The sequence below is a fragment of the Streptomyces sp. LARHCF249 genome (assembly GCF_052871255.1).
The window spans coordinates 562455-579600 of record NZ_JBIXJQ010000005.1; the positions used below are offsets into that span (position 1 = coordinate 562455).

The 17146-nt window shown below is 76.3% G+C and carries 7 protein-coding genes; 3 read left to right on the forward strand and 4 right to left on the reverse strand.

All coding sequences use genetic code 11. The features are described 5' to 3' along the window. Positions 1 to 7: 7 nt before the first annotated feature. The 3 genes from ACIPUC_RS17430 to ACIPUC_RS17440 are packed head-to-tail and all read right to left on the reverse strand — an operon-like array spanning position 8 to position 11883. Complete coding sequence (locus ACIPUC_RS17430; protein WP_446590294.1) at positions 8 to 325, reverse strand: acyl carrier protein; 318 nt, start codon at positions 323 to 325, stop codon at positions 8 to 10. Continuing rightward, positions 315 to 4916 (reverse strand): beta-ketoacyl synthase N-terminal-like domain-containing protein, encoded by a 4602-nt coding sequence (locus tag ACIPUC_RS17435; RefSeq protein ID WP_446590295.1) that lies wholly within the window; start codon positions 4914 to 4916, stop codon positions 315 to 317. The genes ACIPUC_RS17430 and ACIPUC_RS17435 overlap by 11 nt, the downstream gene beginning before the upstream one ends. Then, positions 4909 to 11883 carry an SDR family NAD(P)-dependent oxidoreductase gene (locus ACIPUC_RS17440; RefSeq protein WP_446590296.1) on the reverse strand — a complete coding sequence of 2325 codons (6975 nt, stop codon included), beginning with the start codon at positions 11881 to 11883 and terminating at the stop codon, positions 4909 to 4911. Before ACIPUC_RS17440 ends, ACIPUC_RS17435 begins: the two co-directional genes overlap by 8 nt. A 494-nt stretch (positions 11884 to 12377) precedes the next feature. Here ACIPUC_RS17440 and ACIPUC_RS17445 point away from each other — a divergent pair, with 494 nt between their 5' ends. From ACIPUC_RS17445 to ACIPUC_RS17455, 3 genes are all read left to right on the forward strand, one after another. Further along, positions 12378 to 13271 (forward strand): LysR family transcriptional regulator, encoded by an 894-nt coding sequence (locus ACIPUC_RS17445; protein WP_446590298.1) that lies wholly within the window; start codon positions 12378 to 12380, stop codon positions 13269 to 13271. Positions 13272 to 13361: 90 nt separating this feature from the next. After that, complete coding sequence (locus ACIPUC_RS17450; protein ID WP_446590299.1) at positions 13362 to 14657, forward strand: putative Ig domain-containing protein; 1296 nt, start codon at positions 13362 to 13364, stop codon at positions 14655 to 14657. A gap of 83 nt (positions 14658 to 14740) precedes the next feature. Further along, a complete protein-coding gene (locus tag ACIPUC_RS17455; RefSeq protein ID WP_446590300.1) occupies positions 14741 to 16021 on the forward strand; it encodes a cytochrome P450 family protein in 1281 nt (426 codons plus the stop codon). On the opposite strand, the gene ACIPUC_RS17460 is transcribed toward ACIPUC_RS17455, so the two are convergent. Next, on the reverse strand, positions 16018 to 17085 hold the full coding sequence (locus ACIPUC_RS17460) for an alpha/beta hydrolase (protein WP_446590302.1): 1068 nt from the start codon (positions 17083 to 17085) through the stop codon (positions 16018 to 16020). The two genes, ACIPUC_RS17455 and ACIPUC_RS17460, sit on opposite strands and share 4 nt — an antisense overlap. Positions 17086 to 17146 lie beyond the last annotated feature (61 nt).

The following is a 17146-nucleotide window of genomic DNA, read 5'->3' on the forward strand; positions in this document are numbered from 1 at the left end:
GGCGGGCTCAGCCCGCGGAGGCGGCCGGGGCGGCCCCCGAGCGGGCGAGGGAGGCATGGGTGATCCGGCCGATGTGCGCGACGAGGTCACCCACGGACATGGCGAGGATGGCGTCCATGTCCTTCTCCGCCAGGAACTCCATCAGGTCCACCCCGGCGCCGTAGCGGTGGTGGAGCAGCTCGGCGAGGGCGACGAACTCGACGCTCTCCAGCGCCAGGTCCTCGTTGAACGTCGTCTTCATCGTGACCTCCTCCGCGAGGAGGTACTCGTCGCCGACGATCTCCACGAGCATTCCGGTGATCTCGGCGAGGATGTCAGGTGCCATGACGGGTCTCCGTGAGGTGGAAGGGGACGGGGGACGGCGCCGCCGTTTCGTGGGCGGTCCAGGCGACGACGTGGTCGAGCGGATCGGTGGGGACGAGGGCGGTGCGGACCGGGTACGGGTGCCCGCCGGGGGAGCGGACCAGCAGCGCGCCCGAGTCCGGGTCCTCGGCCACCCGCCAGTCCCGGGGGCGGCCGCCGAGCCCGCTGCCCTCGGCCTTGGCGGCGGCCTCCTTGGCGCACCACACGGCGGTCAGGGCGGCCGGCAGGCCGGTGCCCTCGCGGGCGGCCAGCCCTTCGGCGAGCCGCAGCTCCTCCGGTCCGAGGGCGATCCGCACCAGCGCGTCCGGGTCGGCGGTGACCTGTTCCACGTCGATGCCGACCGCGCGGCCGGGGCGTGCGAGGGCGACGGCGATCCGGTCCTTGTGGGCGATCGACAGCCGCAAGCCCCGGGTGAGCGGGCCCTCGGCGCGCGGCCGGCCGGCCGGATCGTTGGCGATGGGCACCTCCGCGGGGAACACCGGCCCGGCCCCGCCGTCCCACAGCACCTGGCGCAGCGCGTCCTTGGCGGCGATCCGGCCCAGCAGCCACGGGGCCCGGGCGCGCGGCGACAGCCGCTCGTACGCCACCCGCTCGGCGGCGCCGAGATAGCGGCGCATCACCAGCTCCTGCGAGGCGGGATCGGTCCAGCGGCGGCGGGCCAGGCACCAGCCCTCGGGCCGGGGTTCGCCGATGCCGCACACCTCCGGGGTGAACTTCATCGGCCAGACCCGCTCGTCGGCGCCGAACCGGCGGTACGTCCACCCCTCGATCCGGGCCCACACCTCGCCGGTGGCCCGGCGCAGCTCGAGGTCGCCGCGCACCGCGGTGTCGTGCACCGCGCGGATCCGGGCCGTGGCGGCGACCAGGTCCAGCGGGGCCGGCGGGGGTCCGGCGAAGCGGATGCGGTCCACGGTGGCGGGGAACACCAACCGGTCGGCGGGGAGCCGCAGTTGCATCCAGTGGCCGAAGAGCTGGCCGGCGGCGTCGAGCAGCGCACCGGGGTCGGGCAGCGCCCGCAGGACCCCTTCGATGCCGTCCGAGCCGACGCTCCGCACCTCGTGCACGGCGGCGAAGCGGGGGCCGTGGAACATCCACCGGTCCCGGTAGAGGGCCTCGGCGCTGACGGGGGCGGGCCGCGGATCGCGCAGGGGTGCGGTGTCGGGCGCGGGCGGCCGCGCGTACCGCTCGCCGAGCAGTACGACCACCGAGGCGTACGGGCCGAGGGTGACCCGCGCCCGGCCGGGCCCGTCGCCGAGGACGGTGACCTCGACGTCGACGGCCGGTTCGACGGCCAGCCAGCGCAGCGCCCGTACGTCCTCGTAGCCGACGACGCGGAGACCCGGCGGGGCGTGCCGCAGCGCGGCCTCGGCGGCCAGCTCCAGCATGGTGGTCATGGGGACGACGGGGAACCGGTCGGAGTCCTCGGGCCAGCCGTCGGGCTGGAGGTACACGCAGTGGTCCCGTACGTACGGCAGCGCGGCCAGGGACAGGTGCAGGCGTTCCTTGCCCGCGGGCCTTCCCCGATCGGAGTGACCCGGGGCCGGCGCGGCCGCCGCAGCCGTGGTCCGCGCAGCCGACCAGGCCTCGGTCACGCTCCGGGCGGCCGCGCCGGTGTCGGCGAGCACCGCGTCCAGGGCGGACAGCAGGACCGGCCGGGGGCCGCCGGGCGGCTCCGTCGGTGCCGGCAGTGCCGGCGGCGTCAGCAGTCCCCCCAGGGCAGCCCGGGCCGCCTCGCCGAGGCGAACCAGCGGAGACCCGAGGTCCAGCGGCACGCCATGGCCGGTGGCGGTGGCGGTGGCGGTGGCGGTGCCGGTGCCGGTGCCGGGTGCGGGGCTGGTGGGTGCGGGAGGCGTGCCGGGGCGGCCGGCGGCCGGGCGGGCCGGTCCGTGGGCCGGGGCGCCCGCCGGGCCGGTGGCGGGCTCGGCGCCGGTCAGCAGGTCCCAGCGCGGGGCGTGCCCCTCGGCCCAGAGGGCGGCGCAGGTACGGCTCAGCGCCGCCAGCCCCGGGAGCCGGGGGGAGGAGGTGGACACCGACAGGTGGGGGCGGTCGCGCAGGGTGTCCTCGACGAAGCCCGGCAGGCTGCCCGGGCCCAGGGTGACGAAGCGGCGCACACCCTCCTCCTCGTACAGCCGCAGCGTCAGCTCGCGGAAGCGGACCGGCTCCAGGAGGTGGCGGACCACCAACTCCCGTACGTCACCCGGCGCTGCGGGGAACGGTGTGCACGTGGTGGCCGACCACACCGGCAGGGTCCCCGCCCGCAGCGGCAGCCGCTCGAAGGCGGCGCGGACCTGGCCGAGGTACGGCTCCCACATCGGCGTGTGGAAGCCCGAACGGAACGGCAGCTCCTGACCCAGGACTCCCTCGCCGCGCAACCGCGCGATCGCGACGGCCACCTGGCCGGGATCCCCGCAGATCACCGACTGGTGCGGGCAGTTGTCGTGGCTGACCACCACCCCGTCCAGACCGTGCAGGGCGGCCTCGGCCCGCGGCGCGCCGCAGCCGAGCGCCGCGTACACGAGGTCCGGCACCCGCAGGTCTCCCGGGCGCAGCGATTCCAGGAACGTGTCGGCCGCCTCCTGCGGATACATTCCGGCGGCCACCATCGCCGCCCATTCGCCCAGGCTGTGGCCCGCCAGCACATCGGCCTCGATGGCGAGCCCGGGCAGGACCCGGGCGAAGAACCGGCCCGTGGCGATCGCGTCCACGGCCCGTTCCACCAGCGACGTGCCCCGGGTGAGCCGGGGCGGCGCAGACCCGAGCCGCTCGGCCACGTCGTCCACCACGGGCGCGAACTCCGGTTCCAGACCCGGGAACAGGAAGGCCGTCCGGCCGCCCAGCGGTTCCGGCGTGAACCACACGTCGCCGCGCCCCCGCCAGGCCCGCCCGCGCGCCACCGCCTTCGCCGCCAGCGCGAGCCGCTGGGGCGTCGGCCCGAACACCGCGAGCCGGCAGGGCCCGTCGCCCCCGGACACCGGTGAGCCCGCCGCCAGCCGGGCCGACAGCTCCGCCGCACTGTCCCCGGCCAGCAGCAGTACGCCGCCCCCCGCGGGCGCCCCCACCGGCGCGGCCTGGGCCCCCACCGGCAGGAACCGGCGGCCCACCGGGCGGGCGGCCGCCCCCGGAGCCTCCTCCAGCACCACGTGCGCGTTGATCCCCCCGAAGCCGAACGCGTTGACGCCGGCCCGGCGGGGCATCGGCCCGCGCTCCCACGGCTCCGCCGCCGTCACCGGCCGCATCCGCGTCGCCGCCAGGTCCGGGTGCGGCTCCTCCAGGTGCAGCGTCGGCGGCAGCACCCCCTCGTGCACGGCGAGGGCCGCCTTGATGAGCCCGGCCATGCCGGAGGCCTGCATGGTGTGTCCGAGCATCGACTTCACGGAACCGAAGCCGATCCCCCTTCCGCCGTCGACGGGCGGCCCGAACACCTGGGCGAGAGTCTCGAGTTCGGCGGCGTCCCCCACCGGAGTCCCCGTGCCGTGCGCCTCCAGCAGGCCCAGTGCCCCCGGGGCCCGCGGATCCAGCCCGGCCTCGCGCCAGGCCCGCTCCAGGGCCCGTACCTGACCCGCGACCAGGGGGCTCATCAGGCTCGCCGCCCGGCCGTCCCCCGCCACCCCCGTACCGCGGATCACCGCGTACACGCGGTCGCCGTCCCGCTCCGCGTCCGCGAGCCGCTTCAGCAGCACCACCCCGGTGCCCTCGGAGAGCAGGGTCCCGTCGGCCCGCCGGTCGAACGGCCGGATCCGCTCGCTCGGGCTGAGCGCCCGCAGCTGCGTGAACACGCTCCACAGCGTCGCGATGTGGCAGTGGTGCACCGCCCCCGCGACCACCGCGTCGCAGCGCCCGCCCGCCAGCAGCCCCACCGCCTGGTCCACCGCCAGCAGCGAGGAGGCGCAGGCCGCGTCCAGGGTGTAGGCGGGGCCGCGGAAGTCCAGCCGGTTCGCCGTGCGGGCGGCGGTGAAGCTCGGCACCAGGCCGATCGAGGCGTCCGGGCGCTCCGGGCCCAGCGCCTCCTGGAAGGCGGAGCGCACCGCCGCGATCCGCCGCTCGCCGAGCTCCGGCGCGACCTCCCGCAGGGTCTGCGCCAACTGGTGTGCGGTGCGGACCCGTTGGTCCAGCCGCGCGGTGGCCACCCCCATGAACCCGCCGCGCCCCAGCACCACCCCGATCCGGGAGCGGTCGGCCGGCAGCCGGTCCTCGCCGCCCGCGTCCGCGATGGCCTCGGCCGTCGCGTGCAGGGCCAGCATCTGATCGGGCTCGGCCCCCTCCACGGCGGCCGGCATGATCCCGAACCGGGTCGGGTCGAAGGCGGCGAGGCCGTCGACGAACCCGCCGCGCCGGCAGTAGAACCGGTCGCCCGCCGCCGGTCCGGCGGCGCCGGCCGGGTCGTAGTACACCTCGGGGTCCCAGCGCCCCGGCGGGACCTCGCCGATGGAGTCCGTACCGGCGAGGAGATTGCGCCGGTAGGCGGCCAGATCGGCGGCCCCGGGGAACACGGCGCCCATCCCGACGATCGCCGCGTCGGTGGGACGCGGACCGCGACGCAGCGGCTCACTCATCGCCGTCGGCCCCCTCCGCCATCAGGACCACCTGTACGTCGGTCCCGTGCGCCAGTTCGTCCAGGAACGCGGCGGTACCGGCCTCCGGCGCGATGAGCGGGATGCCGCGCCGGGCGTAGGCGCGCTCCAGCTCGGGTGTGACCATCCCGCCCGCGTCCGCCGCCCAGGGGCCCCAGTCCACGGACAGCACCCGGCCCGGGAAGGACTCCGCCCAGCTGCGTGCCAGGCCGTCGAGGGCGTCGTTGGCCGCCGCGTAATCGCACTGGCCGCGGTTCCCGTAGACCCCGGCGACGCTGCCGAACAGGGCCAGGAACCGGGGCGCGGGCCCCGTCCCGTGCTCGGCGGCTGCGGCGGCCAGGTGCCGGGCGCCGGCCACCTTGGTGGTGAACACCTCGGTGAAGTCCGCCGGTTGTTTGTCGCGCAGCAGGCCGTCGCGCAGGATCCCGGCGCCGTGCACGATGCCGTCCAGCCGGCCGTGCCGCTCGCGCACATCGGCCACCACCGCCCGTACGGCCCGCTCGTCCGTGACGTCCGCGCAGTGGTAGCGGACCGAGGCCGCGGCCGTGGCCAGGGCCGCGAGGGTGTCCCGTACCTCGCGCGCGGCGAGGATCCGCGAGGCCGCCGCCTCGATCTCCGCGGGCGTGCGCAGCCCCGTGGCGATCAGCGCGGCGCGCAGCGCCACCCGGTCGGCGGCCTGCCCGAATTCATCGGGCTCCGCGGGTGGTTCGGGCGTGCGTCCGAGGAGTTCGACGTGGCATCCGGTGGCGCGGGCCAGCGCGAGCGCGGTCCGGGCGGTGATCCCGCGGGCCCCGCCGGTGAGCAGGACCACCGAGCCGGGGCCGAGCGGCGGGCCGTCCCCGGCCGGGGCGAGCGCAGCGGGAACCGGGCGGCGGGTCACGCGCGTTCCCTCGGCCGTGTAGCCGACCGAGGCCGGCCCGTCGGCCGCCGCCGCGCAGCTCAGCTCGGCGAGCAGCTGCGCGGCAACCTGTTCGGAGGCCTCCTTGGGGTGCACGTCCACGGCACGGATCAGCGTGCCGGGGAACTCGAGGGCGGCGCTGCGCGCGAAGCCGTGCAGACCGGCGCCGGGGATGCCGGTCGCGGTGACGAGCAGCAGCCGGGGCGTGCCGCCGGCCAGGGCGTACCGCAGCCCGGGGAAGACCTGGGGGAGGACGGGCTCGGCGCCGGACCGCAGGGCCGTCAGGTCGACGATCCCGTCGAACCCGGGCCCGGCCTCGGTGAGCGGGTGCGCCTCGGCCCCGTACGTCCGCAGGGCCGCGCAGAGTGCCGGGGCGAGGCCCTGTCCGTCCTCGACGACCCCGATCCGCAGGTCGCGGAGGGACTCCGGGTCCCCGGCGGGCACCGGTAGGGGCACGGTGTCCACCCGCAGTCGGGCAACCGGCACGGCGGGCCCCGCCGTTGGCGCTGCCGCGTACGGAGCCGGTGCGAGGGCGGGTCCCGGTGCCGCGCCCTGCTCCGGGGCCGGTGCCGCCGCCGCTCCCTGCACCTGCACCCGCTCTTGCTCCCGTGCCGGTTCCGGCTCGCCGGTGTGCGAGGTGACCCAGTCCACGATCCCGCGCAGGGTCTTGATCCGCGACAGCTCCTCCACCGCGGACTCGGCGGAGCCGCCCGGGCCCCGGGGCAGCCCGATCCGGTCGGCCAGGGCGCCGATGATCTCGACCCGCTTGATGGAGTCGATGGACAGGTCCGCCTCCAGGTCCAGCCCCGGGTCGAGCATGTCCCTGGGGTATCCGGTCCGGGTGTGCACGATCTCCAGGACCGCTTCCATGACGTCCTCCGGGGACCGGACCGCCCGGGCGGCGGCCGGCTCCGCCGGGAGCGGGCCGCCGGACTGCGCAGCGCCCCGGCCGTCGGCTCCGGGCCACGGATCGTGGGCGGAGTCCGGCGCGAGCACGGGCCGGGCCTCGGGCCGCGCGTCGGCCGTTCCCGTACGGACGGCCGGGCGCGGGGCGCCCCCGGACGTGCCCAGGTAGCCCAGCAGCACGTCCCGCTGCGCCTCGACCAGCTCACGCGCGCCGCGGAGGTACTCCAGCACCGCCTCTTCTCGCCGGTCGCCGGCGGGCGCCGCCGCGGGAGCCACCGCCACCCGCTGGGCGGGTCGCAGGCCCCCGGCCACCGGTGCGCCGTCGGCGGTGCGCACCAGGTGGCCGTCGACCAGCCAGCCCGGCCGGCGCGGCGCGCGGTCGGGCAGGGCGGCGGTCCGGCCGCGGAACAGCGCCTGCGGCGCCACCGGCACGCCCGCCGCCGCCAGTTCGGCCAGCGCCGTGACCAGCCGGACCAGGCCGTGCTCGCCCGGCACGTCCAGCGGAACCACGGTGTGCGGCCGCTCGCCGAGGATCCGGGACGCCAGTCCGGACAGGACCCGGCCGGGCCCCGCCTCCACGAACGTGCGGACACCGGCCGCGTACATCGCCTCGATCTGCTCGACGAACCGGACCGGCTCCGCGACCTGGCGTGCGGCAAGGCCCCGTACCCCTTCGGCGGAGGCCGGGTAGGGGGCGGCCGTCGTGTTCGACCAGACGGGGATGCCCGGCCCGGAGACGGCCGTCCGCGCCAGCTCCCCGGCGAGGGCGGTCGCCGCTCCCGCCACCACCTCGCTGTGGAACGCGCAGGCCACGGGCAGGGGTTCGGCCGACAGGCCCGCCTCGCGCAGGGCCGCCACCGCCGCCGACACGGCCGCCGTCGGCCCCGAGATCACGCACTGCCGCGGTGCGTTGTGGTTCGCCACCACGCACCCGGCCCGCGCGGCGGTCTCCCGTACCTCCTCCGGCGCGGCCGACACCGCGGCCATCGACCCCGGATCCGTTCCGGCGGCGGCCAGGATCGCCTCGGCCCGGCGGGCGCTCAGCCGCAGCAGGTCCTCCGTGTCGTAGGCCCCGGCCGCCCAGAGCGCGGTCAGCTCCCCGTACGAGTGCCCGGCCACGCAGTCCGGCCGGACGCCGAGGCCGGTGAGCAGCCGGTGCGCCGCCGCTCCGGTCAGGCCGAGGGCGGGCTGGGCGACCCGGGTGTCGGTCACCGCCGCGCGCTGCGCGGCCCGCTCCCCGGCGGTGAACGCCGCCGGGGGGAACACCGCCGAGACCACCGCGGCCGGAGCCGCGTCCAGGAGCCCGCGCAGCGCGGGGAAGGACGTGAACAGCTCCCCGAGCATTCCGGGGCGTTGGCTGCCCTGCCCGGGGAACAGGAACGCGACCCGGCCCGGATCCGCGGATTCCTCCCGTACGTGGACCCCCGCGCCCGCCGTGAACGCCCGGGCCTGCTCCAGCCGGGCCGCCAGCTCGTCCGGACCGGCGGCGACGACCGCGACGTGTATCGGGCCCGAGCCGGTGGCGGCCGCCTCCGCCGCGAGATCGCGCAGTGCCCACGGCCGCCCGGCCGCGTCGTTCTCCTCCAGCCGGGCCGCGAGCCTCGCCATGGCCCGGCCCGCCGCCCGCCGGTCCTCGCCGCGGAAGCAGAACAGCTCGGCCGGCCACTCCTCCAGGCCGTGGCGCGGCTCCTCGGAGCCGGCGTAACCGGCCAGCACCGCGTGGTAGTTGGTACCGCCGAAGCCGAAGGCGCTCACGCCGGCGATCCGCCGCTCCGGGGGCACCGCCCAGGGCCGGGCCTCGGCGTCGAAGGCGAAGGGGCTGGTCTCCGGCCGCCAGGCCGGGTTGGGCGTGTCGATGTGCAGGGTGGGCGGCCGCACGCCCGCGTGGACCGCCCGGGCGGCCTTGATCAGCCCGGCCAGCCCGGCCGCGCACTTGGTGTGCCCGAGCTGCGATTTCACCGAGCCCAGCGCGCACGAGCCCGCGGCGGCCCCGTGTTCGGTGAACAGCTCGCTCAGCACCGCCAGTTCGGTGCTGTCGCCGACCACCGTGCCGGTGCCGTGCGCCTCGACCAGGCCCACCTCGCCGGGGGAGACGCCCGCCCGGGCGTAGGCCCGCTCCAGGGCCCGCCGCTGGCCCTCCGGCCGGGGGGCGGTCAGGCCCAGGGACCGGCCGTCGCTGGAGGCGCCGACCGCCTTGATCACCGCGTACACCCGGTCGCCGTCCCGCTCAGCGTCCGCGAGCCGCTTGAGCACCAGCGCGCCCACGCCCTCACCGAGCGCGATACCGTCGGCGGCCGCGTCGAAGGGCCGGCAGCGGCCGGTGGGGGACAGGGCGCGCACGGAGGCGAACATCAGGTAGTCGTTGATGCCGTTGTGCACGTCCGCCCCGCCGCAGATGACCATGTCGGAGTCACGGTCGCGCAGTTGGCGGCAGGCCAGGTCCAGCGCGGCGAGCGAGGAGGCGCAGGCCGCGTCGACCGTGCAGTTCGCGCCGCCGAGGTCGAGGCGGTTGGCGACCCGGCCCGCGATCACGTTGGCGAGGATCCCGGGGAAGGAGTCCTCGGTGAGCCGGGGCAGTTGCCCGTCCAGCTCGGGCGGCAGCTCGCCCAGGTAGGCGGGGTGCAGGGCGCGCAGCCCGTAGGCGCCCGCCAGTTCGGTGCCGGCCTCCGCGCCGAAGACCACGGAGGTCCGGGACCGGTCGAACTCCCGGCCCTTGCCGTACCCGGCGTCGCCGAGGGCGCGCGCCGAGATCTCCAGGGCCAGCAGCTGGACCGGTTCGATCCCGGAGAGGGAGGCGGGCGGGATGCCGTGCGCGAGGGCGTCGAAGGGCACCGGGCCGAGGAAGCCGCCCCAGCGGGAGGGGGTGCGCTCACCGGCCCGGGCGGGGTCGGGGTCGTAGTACAGCTCCGGGTCCCAGCGCTCGGCCGGCACCTCGGTCACCGCGTCCGCCCCGGACAGGATCCGCGCCCAGTAGGCGGCGAGGTCGGGCGCGCCCGGGTAGGCGCAGGCCATCCCGACGATGGCGATGTCGAGGGGGTCCGCGGCCGGTGCCGGCCCGGCCGCCGAGAACGCGCGGGCCCGCCGTTCCAGAACCCGCGTGGCCCCCTCGGTCACCTGGGCGTGCAGCGCGGCAACGGTGGTGGTCGCGGACCGCAGGGTCGCGGCCTGCCCGAGCATGAACAACCCCTCGGCGTACTGCTGCTCCTCGGGCACGGCCTCGAGCACGGAGCCCTCCGGCCGGGTCCGCCCGGCTCCGGCGGTACTGGCCCCGGCGGTGCCGGCGGTACCGGGCCCTGCCGTACCCGCGGCGCCGGCCGGGCGGGCCCGGCGCAGCCCCTTGCTGGCGATGCGGAGCCGGCCCAGGTTGAGGCCCTCCAGCTCCTCCCAGACGAGGCGCGGCTCGGTGCCGCCCTCCACGAGCCGGCGCCGGGCGGCCTCGAAGGTGTCGGCGTAGGGGGTGGCCGCGCAGCGCGTCGCGTGACCGGGGGCGGTGTGCAGCAGCACGGTCCGCTCGCAGTCCAGTGCCGCCCGCTGGAAGCCCGGCAGCACCGCGCCCGCGGCCACCGCCTCCTCGGTGAACAGGTACGCGGTGCCCATCAACACCCGGACCCGCGCCCCCCGTTCGGCGAGCGGGGCGGCCGCCGCCACCGCCATCGCGGCCGAGCGCGCGTCGTGGATCCCGCCCGCGAACAGCACGTCCAGGGCTTCGGGTTCGGGGCAGGACAGCAGCAGCTCGATCTGCTCCTCCCACAGCGGGAACGAGGCGCGCGGCCCGACGTGGCCGCCGCACTCCAGCCCCTCGAACACGAACCGCCGCGCGCCCTCCGCGAGATACCGCTCCAGCAGTCCGGGCGAGGGCACGTGCAGATGGGTCCGGATGCCGGCCGCCTCCAGCGGGGCCGCCTGCGCCGGAGTGCCGCCCGCGATGATCGCGTACGGGGGGCGGGCCTCGGCCACGGCCGCCAGCTGCTCCGTGCGCAGCTCGGCCGGGGCGAATCCGAGGAGGCCCACGCCCCACGGGCGGTCGCCGAGCCGCTCGGCGCTCTCGGCCAGCAGCCCGCGCACGTCCGGGCCCTCCATCACGGCGAGCGCCAGGTAGGGGACCCCGCCCGCGGCTGCCACCGCCTCGGCGAAGGCCGCCTGGTCGCTCACCCGGGTCATCGGCCCCTGGGCCACGGGGAGCGGCTGCGCGAGCGGCCGGGCCCGTATGGCAGCCGCCAGGTGGCCGGAGACGGCCGCCCGGACCGCCTGGAGCACTCCGCCGGTGGTCCGGTGGCGCGCCGCCAGCCGGGCGGCGGCGGCCCCGTCCTGTCCCACGGGCAGCAGCTGGGTCCGCAGGTCCCGGGCGCCCAGCAGGGCGGGCACCGGTACCGGCCCCTCGGGCGGGATCAGGTCGGGGCGGGCGAACACCCGGTGCCCGTCGGCCAGCCGGGTCTCGGAGCCGTCCATCGCCCGCAGCGCCGCGGCCACCTCGGCGGGCAGGCCCGCCTCGCCCTCGGCCGTCAGCGCGAGTTGTACGTCGAGCAGCACGCCCGCCGCCCCGCCCGCGACGGCCGCGGCCGCCGTGTGGGGCCCGATCCCGCCGTAGGCCCGTACCGGTACTCCGGCCCCGGGGTCCGCCAGCAGCTGCTGGAGGAGCACGAAGGTGGTGGCTGCGCCCACCCGCCCGCCGGCCTCGTGGCCCTTGGCGACCAGCGCGTCCGCCCCGGCGGCCACGGCGTCCGCGGCCTCGGCGCGGCTGGTCACCTCGGCCCACACCCGGGGCCGGCCGGCCGCCGCGGCCCAGGCGGCCACCTGCTCCGGGGAATGGCACGCGGGGTCGGCGAGCAGCACGGTGTCCACCGCGGGCGGCAGCTCCCCGGGGCCGAGCGGACAGCCCGCGGGCACCCGTACCCCGTACCGGCCGCCGCCGCGCCCCCCGCTGCCGCTGCCACCGCCGGCACCACCGCCGCTGCCGCCGCCGAGCCGGCGGGCGAGCTCCGCGAAGGCGCGCCGCGCGGCGGCCGGGTCCCGTCCGAGGTCGAGCAGCCCGAGGGCGCCGGCGCGCTCGGCGGCGGTCACGATCCGCGGATGGGGTTCCTCGAACGGGGTCACCGCGACGACCAGATCGCGGGCGTCGGCGGACTGCGGGGGCTGGGGGGTCACGGGCGCTCCTCTTCCAATGCTGTGTGACATGGCGCAGTACAGAGCGGAAGAACGGAAGAAAGTGAGAACGGGGGGTGCGTCGGTCTCGCACATCGGCCGGGCGGCCCGCCACCGGTACGGCGGGCAAGGGCTGTCCTTCGGAGCAGGCCCTAGAACAGCGGTCAAACACCCTCACGCCGCGATGCATCGTGCGGTGGCCGCCCCGCACTGTCAACAGCCATGCGGAATACGGTGCTTCACGCTATCGGCCCGCCTGGACCACCCGGCGCGCATCCCGGGCGGACCCCCGGCAGGCCCCCTCCGAGCCGGTGGCCTGGGGCGATTCCCGCCGGGCCGGGCCGACCCCGCCGCGGGGGTTCGTGGCGGCGCATCCCCCGGGTATGCCGCACCGGCATGCCTCACCGCCGACCGGGCATGAACGCCGCGCCGCGGTCCGGTGGTTGTTCACCCTACGAGCCCTTACAGGTACAGCCTCACGCGGTTACCGTCCGGTCATGACGCCCACGCTCGCGCAGCTGCGCTATCTCGTCGCCGTCGCCGACTGCCGGTCCATCACCGGCGCCGCCGCCTCGGTCTTCGTCGCCCAGTCCGCCCTGTCCCGGGCCGTCCAGGCCATGGAACGCGATCTGGGCGTGGAACTCCTGGCCCGCCGGGGAAGGGGGGTGGACCTCACGCCGGAGGGGGCCCGGGTCGTCCGGCTGGCCCGCACCGTGCTCAACGCGGTGGAGGCCATCGACGACATCGGGACCCCGCACGGCAAGGACACCCGGGCCGCCCTCAGCCTCGTCACCACGCCCACCCTGGCCCTCGACCTGGCCTCCGACCTGGTCGCCGCCTTCACCGAGCGGCACCCCGGCGTGGACGTCCGGCTCCAGCAGCACGACAGCCGCGAGGCGCTCGTCCAGGAACTGACCCAAGGCCGCTCCGAGTTGGCCCTCGTCGACCTGCCCATCGACAAGGAGCTCTCCACCCACTTCATCCAGGAGCGCGAGGTGGTGCTGATCTCGCCGCTCGGCTCCCGGCTGCCGCAGCCACTGCCGTTCCGCATGCTGGACGGGCTGCCGATGGTGCTGCCCACCCCGGGCACCGGCCGGCGCACCGAGATGGAAGCCATGTTCAGCTGCCTCGGCGTGCGGCCCGTGCCGGCCCTGGAGGTCGATGAGCGGCTCGCCTGGGTGACGGGTGTGACCGACGGCCGCGGATCCCTCATCTGGTACCGGGACGTGGTGTTGAGGGCCTTCGGCAGTCGGGCGGAGATACGTTCCTTCACTCCACCCCTGCTGCGTCCCGTGGGCATCGCGCACGCCCGGCGGGCCCTGAGCCGCGCCGCCCGCGCCTTCATCGCCCACGCCGGGCACAAGGCGCCCGTACGGGAACCGGTGCGCTGACCGAGGCATGCCGATGCGGCATTGAACGATGCTCGAACGGGAGGCGATGCGACCTGGTGCCGCCGGCTGATGTCCCGTCACATGGTGGGCATGTCCCGAGCCCTCACACCCCACCGGGCCGCCGCCCTCGCGACCGCGGCCCTCGCCACGATCCTGCCCGGCGTCGCCTGGATGGCCAGCGCCGGCGCCACGGCCTCCGGTGCCCTCACCCCGCCCGCCGCGACGTCCGCCGACGCCCTCGCGCCGGAGCGCATGTGCACCCTGCCCGGCGGCCTGGCCGAGCTCAGCGGCCTCGCCATGAGCCGCCGCCACCCGGGCGTCTTCTACGCCGTCAACGACAGCGGGAACAGCAACCAGGTCTTCGCGATCGACTGCACCGCCGCCACCGGCCGGCTCGTGGCCACGCTGACCGTCTCGGGCGTCGGCAACACCGACTGGGAGGGCCTGGCGATCGGCAAGGACGCCACGGGCGGCCCGACCGTCCTGGTCGGCGACATCGGGGACAACTTCAGCGGCCGCGCGGAGATCTCCGTACACGCCTTCGCGGAGCCCGAGCGGCTCGCCAACGCCACCGTGACGCCGGTGACCTACCGGTTCGCCTACGCCGACGGCAAGCACGACGCCGAGTCCCTGCTCGCCGACCCCGGCACCGGCAGGATGTACATCGCCAGCAAACTCATCGGCTCGGCGGGCCAGTTGTACCAGGCTCCGCTGCCGCCGGTGACCGGACAGGTCAACACCCTCACCGCGGTCCGGCCGGGCCCGGTGTTCGCCACCGACGGGGCGTTCTCGCCGACGGGCTCCTCGTACACCCTGCGCAGCGGCGGACCGATGGGCGCAAACACCGCCTCCGTGTACGACACCTCGGGCACCAAGCTGGCGGACGTGGCCCTGCCCGCCCAGTCGCAGGGCGAGACGGTGACGTACGCCGACTGCGCGAACCTGCTCGTCGGATCGGAGAACGACACCCAGATCTGGCGGGTGCCCCTGCCGCCGGAGGCCACCCCGGGATGCGGCGCCACGCCCACCCCGACGCCCACCCCCACCCCCACCCCGACGCCGACGCCGACGCCCACGCCGACCCCGACCCCGACGCCCACCCCGACCCCCACCCCCACCCCGGGTGATCTGAAGCTCGCCAACCCCGGCCCGCAGACGTGCAAGTTCAACCAGCCCTGCAGCATCCAGCTCGCCGCCACCGGCGGGAAGCCCCCCGTCCGCTACGCCGCCGCCGGTCTGCCCTGGGGCCTGACCCTGGACAGTGCCACCGGACGCATCACCGGCAAGCCCTGGGGCAGCGGCACCGTCCAGGTCACCGCCACCGCGACCGACTCCACGGGAGCCACCGCCGGAACCTCCTTCGCGCTCACCCTCAACTGGTTCTGAGACACGGCGGGGCGGGCTTGTACAACCCGCCCCGCAAGCCGCACTGTTGACCGAGTTCCGTACACCAGGTCAGGAGAACCGGCTTGTCGTCCCCCCTCTCGTCCGCCCCGCACGCCTCGGACACCCCGTACGTGATCGACCCCGCCGGCGGCTGCCCGCACGCCCTCAACGCCCGGCTGCGCGCCGAGGGCGCGGTGGCGGAGGTCGTCCTGCCCGGCGGGGTCCCCGGCGCGGTCGTGCTGGGTCACGAGGCACTGAAGGAGTTCCTCGCCCACCCCGACGTGGCCAAGGACTCCCGGCACTTCCCGTCCCTGCACGACGGCACCATCCCCGCGGACTGGCCGCTGCGGGTCTTCGCCAACGCCCAGGGCATGCACACCGCCGACGACGCCGACCACCGCCGCCTGCGCTCGCTCGTCGGCAAGGCCTTCACCGCGCGCCAGGTGGAGCGGCTGCGGCCGCGCGTCGAGCAGCTGACCGCCGAACTCCTCGACGACCTGCAGCGGGCCGCGGCCGAATCCCCCGACGGGACGGCCGACCTGCGCACGCACTTCGCCCTGCCCCTGCCGATGAGCGTCATCTGCGAGCTGCTCGGCGTGGATCCCGAGCACCGCGGCCGGCTGCACCACCTGTCCAACACGGTGATCATCGCCACCGACACCACACCGGCCGAGGTGATGGCGGCCGTACGCGAACTGGTCGAGCTGATCGGCACCATCGCGGCCACCCGCCGTGCGGACCCCGGCGAGGACCTCACCAGCGCCCTGATAGCCGCCCGCGAGGGCGACGGCGACCGGCTCAGCGAGGCCGAACTCATCGGCACCATGCGGCTGATGCTCGTCGCGGGCCACGAGACCACCCTCAACCTCATCAGCAACGCGGTGCGCGCGCTGTGCACCCACCGCGACCAGCTCGCCCTCGTCCTCGAGGGGAAGGCCACCTGGTCGGACGTGGTGGACGAGACCCTGCGCTGGGACGGCCCGGTCAGCTGGTTCCCCTTCCGCTACCCCACCCGTGACGTGACCGTCGACGGAACCGTGATCCCGCGGGGCACCCCCGTCCTCGCCGGCTACACCGCGGCCGGCCGGGACGAGGCGTTCCACGGACCGGACGCCGACCGCTTCGACCTCGCCCGCCCCACCGCCGCCCGCAGCCTGTCCTTCGGGCACGGAGCCCACTACTGCGTGGGCGCCCCGCTCGCCCGCCTGGAGGCGACCATCGCCCTGGAGCGGCTCTTCACCCGTTTCCCCGACCTGGACCTCGCCGTCCCCGAGGGTGAACTCCCGCACCAGCGCAGCTTCATCGGCAACAGCGTGGAGGCACTGCCGGTCCGCCTGACCCGCGCCGCCCAGGACCGGTCCTAACCCGGACCCGGCGGCGACACCTCCGTACTCAGCCAGCCCAGCGCGTCCGGATACATCCCGGTCCACGTCCGGAAGTTGTGGCCGCCGATCGGACGGACCAGGGTCTTGACCCGGACTCCGCTGCCCGCCGCAGCCTTGGCGAAGGCCTCCAGCTGCTGCGGCGGGCTGTCCTTGTCCTGCTCCGAGGTGGCCAGGAACAGCCCGACGTCCGCCTTCTTCGTGTGCGCGACCAGCCACATCGGGCTGTTGCGCTCCCGCAGCACCCGATCGGGCAGCACCTCCGGGTCGCCGGTCAGCGGATCGGGGTCCAGGGCCGCGCCCGCCCGGAAGGCCCCCGGGTACTGCAGCGGCAGCTTGGCCGCGCAGAAGGCCCCGGTCGAGACGCCCATCAGCCCCCATCCGGCGGGGGAGGGCAGCGTACGGAAGTTCCGCGCGACCAGCTCGGGTACGTCCTGCGCCAGCCAGTCGGCGATCTTGCGCTGCGGGGTGTTGCTGCAGTCGGTGTTCACCCCGCCCGGATAGATCTCCGGGATGACCAGGATGAAGGGGTGCGCCGCGCCCAGCTCCACCATCTGGGTCAGCGCCCCCGGCATGCCCCCGAGGTCGATCCAGGTGCGCGGCGTGCCCGGGTGGCCGTGCAGCAGCATCAGCACGGGGAAGCGGGTGCGGTCCGCGCCCGGCGCGCTGTACTCGGGGGGAGTCCACACGATGACCTCGCCGGCGAGCTTCGAGTGGGAGCCGCGGAAGAAGGTGGTCTGGGTGCCGTCGCCGTTCTGGGTGAACCGGGCCCGGCCCACCGGCGGGCCGGTCATCGCCCCGGCCTCCTGCCCCGCGTCGGTGCCGAGGAGGTCCTCCCAGGAGGAGTAGAGCCCGTAACTGCCGTTGATCCAGGTGGCCACCACGCCGATGGCGGTGAGCTGGCACAGCCCGATCATCAGCACCCGCACCGGCCACCGCACCCACCCCGGCCCCGGGATCCGGTTCCACAGGAGCAGTGCGGCGAGCACGGCGAGCACCGTGGCGGCGATCAGTGTGACGAGGAACGACGTACTGGTCAGCTCCACGGCGCCGGGCTCCTGACGTACGGGACGGGGCTGAGGCACATGAGATGAACGAGACGAGATG

What these genes read in the sequence shown, in the direction of transcription:
- ACIPUC_RS17430 (WP_446590294.1), bottom strand. Translation starts at nt 325, where the DNA reads ATGGCACCTGACATCCTCGCCGAGATCACCGGAATGCTCGTGGAGATC.
- ACIPUC_RS17445 (WP_446590298.1), top strand. Translation starts at nt 12,378, where the DNA reads ATGACGCCCACGCTCGCGCAGCTGCGCTATCTCGTCGCCGTCGCCGAC.
- ACIPUC_RS17450 (WP_446590299.1), top strand. Translation starts at nt 13,362, where the DNA reads ATGTCCCGAGCCCTCACACCCCACCGGGCCGCCGCCCTCGCGACCGCG.
- ACIPUC_RS17435 (WP_446590295.1), bottom strand. Translation starts at nt 4,916, where the DNA reads ATGAGTGAGCCGCTGCGTCGCGGTCCGCGTCCCACCGACGCGGCGATC.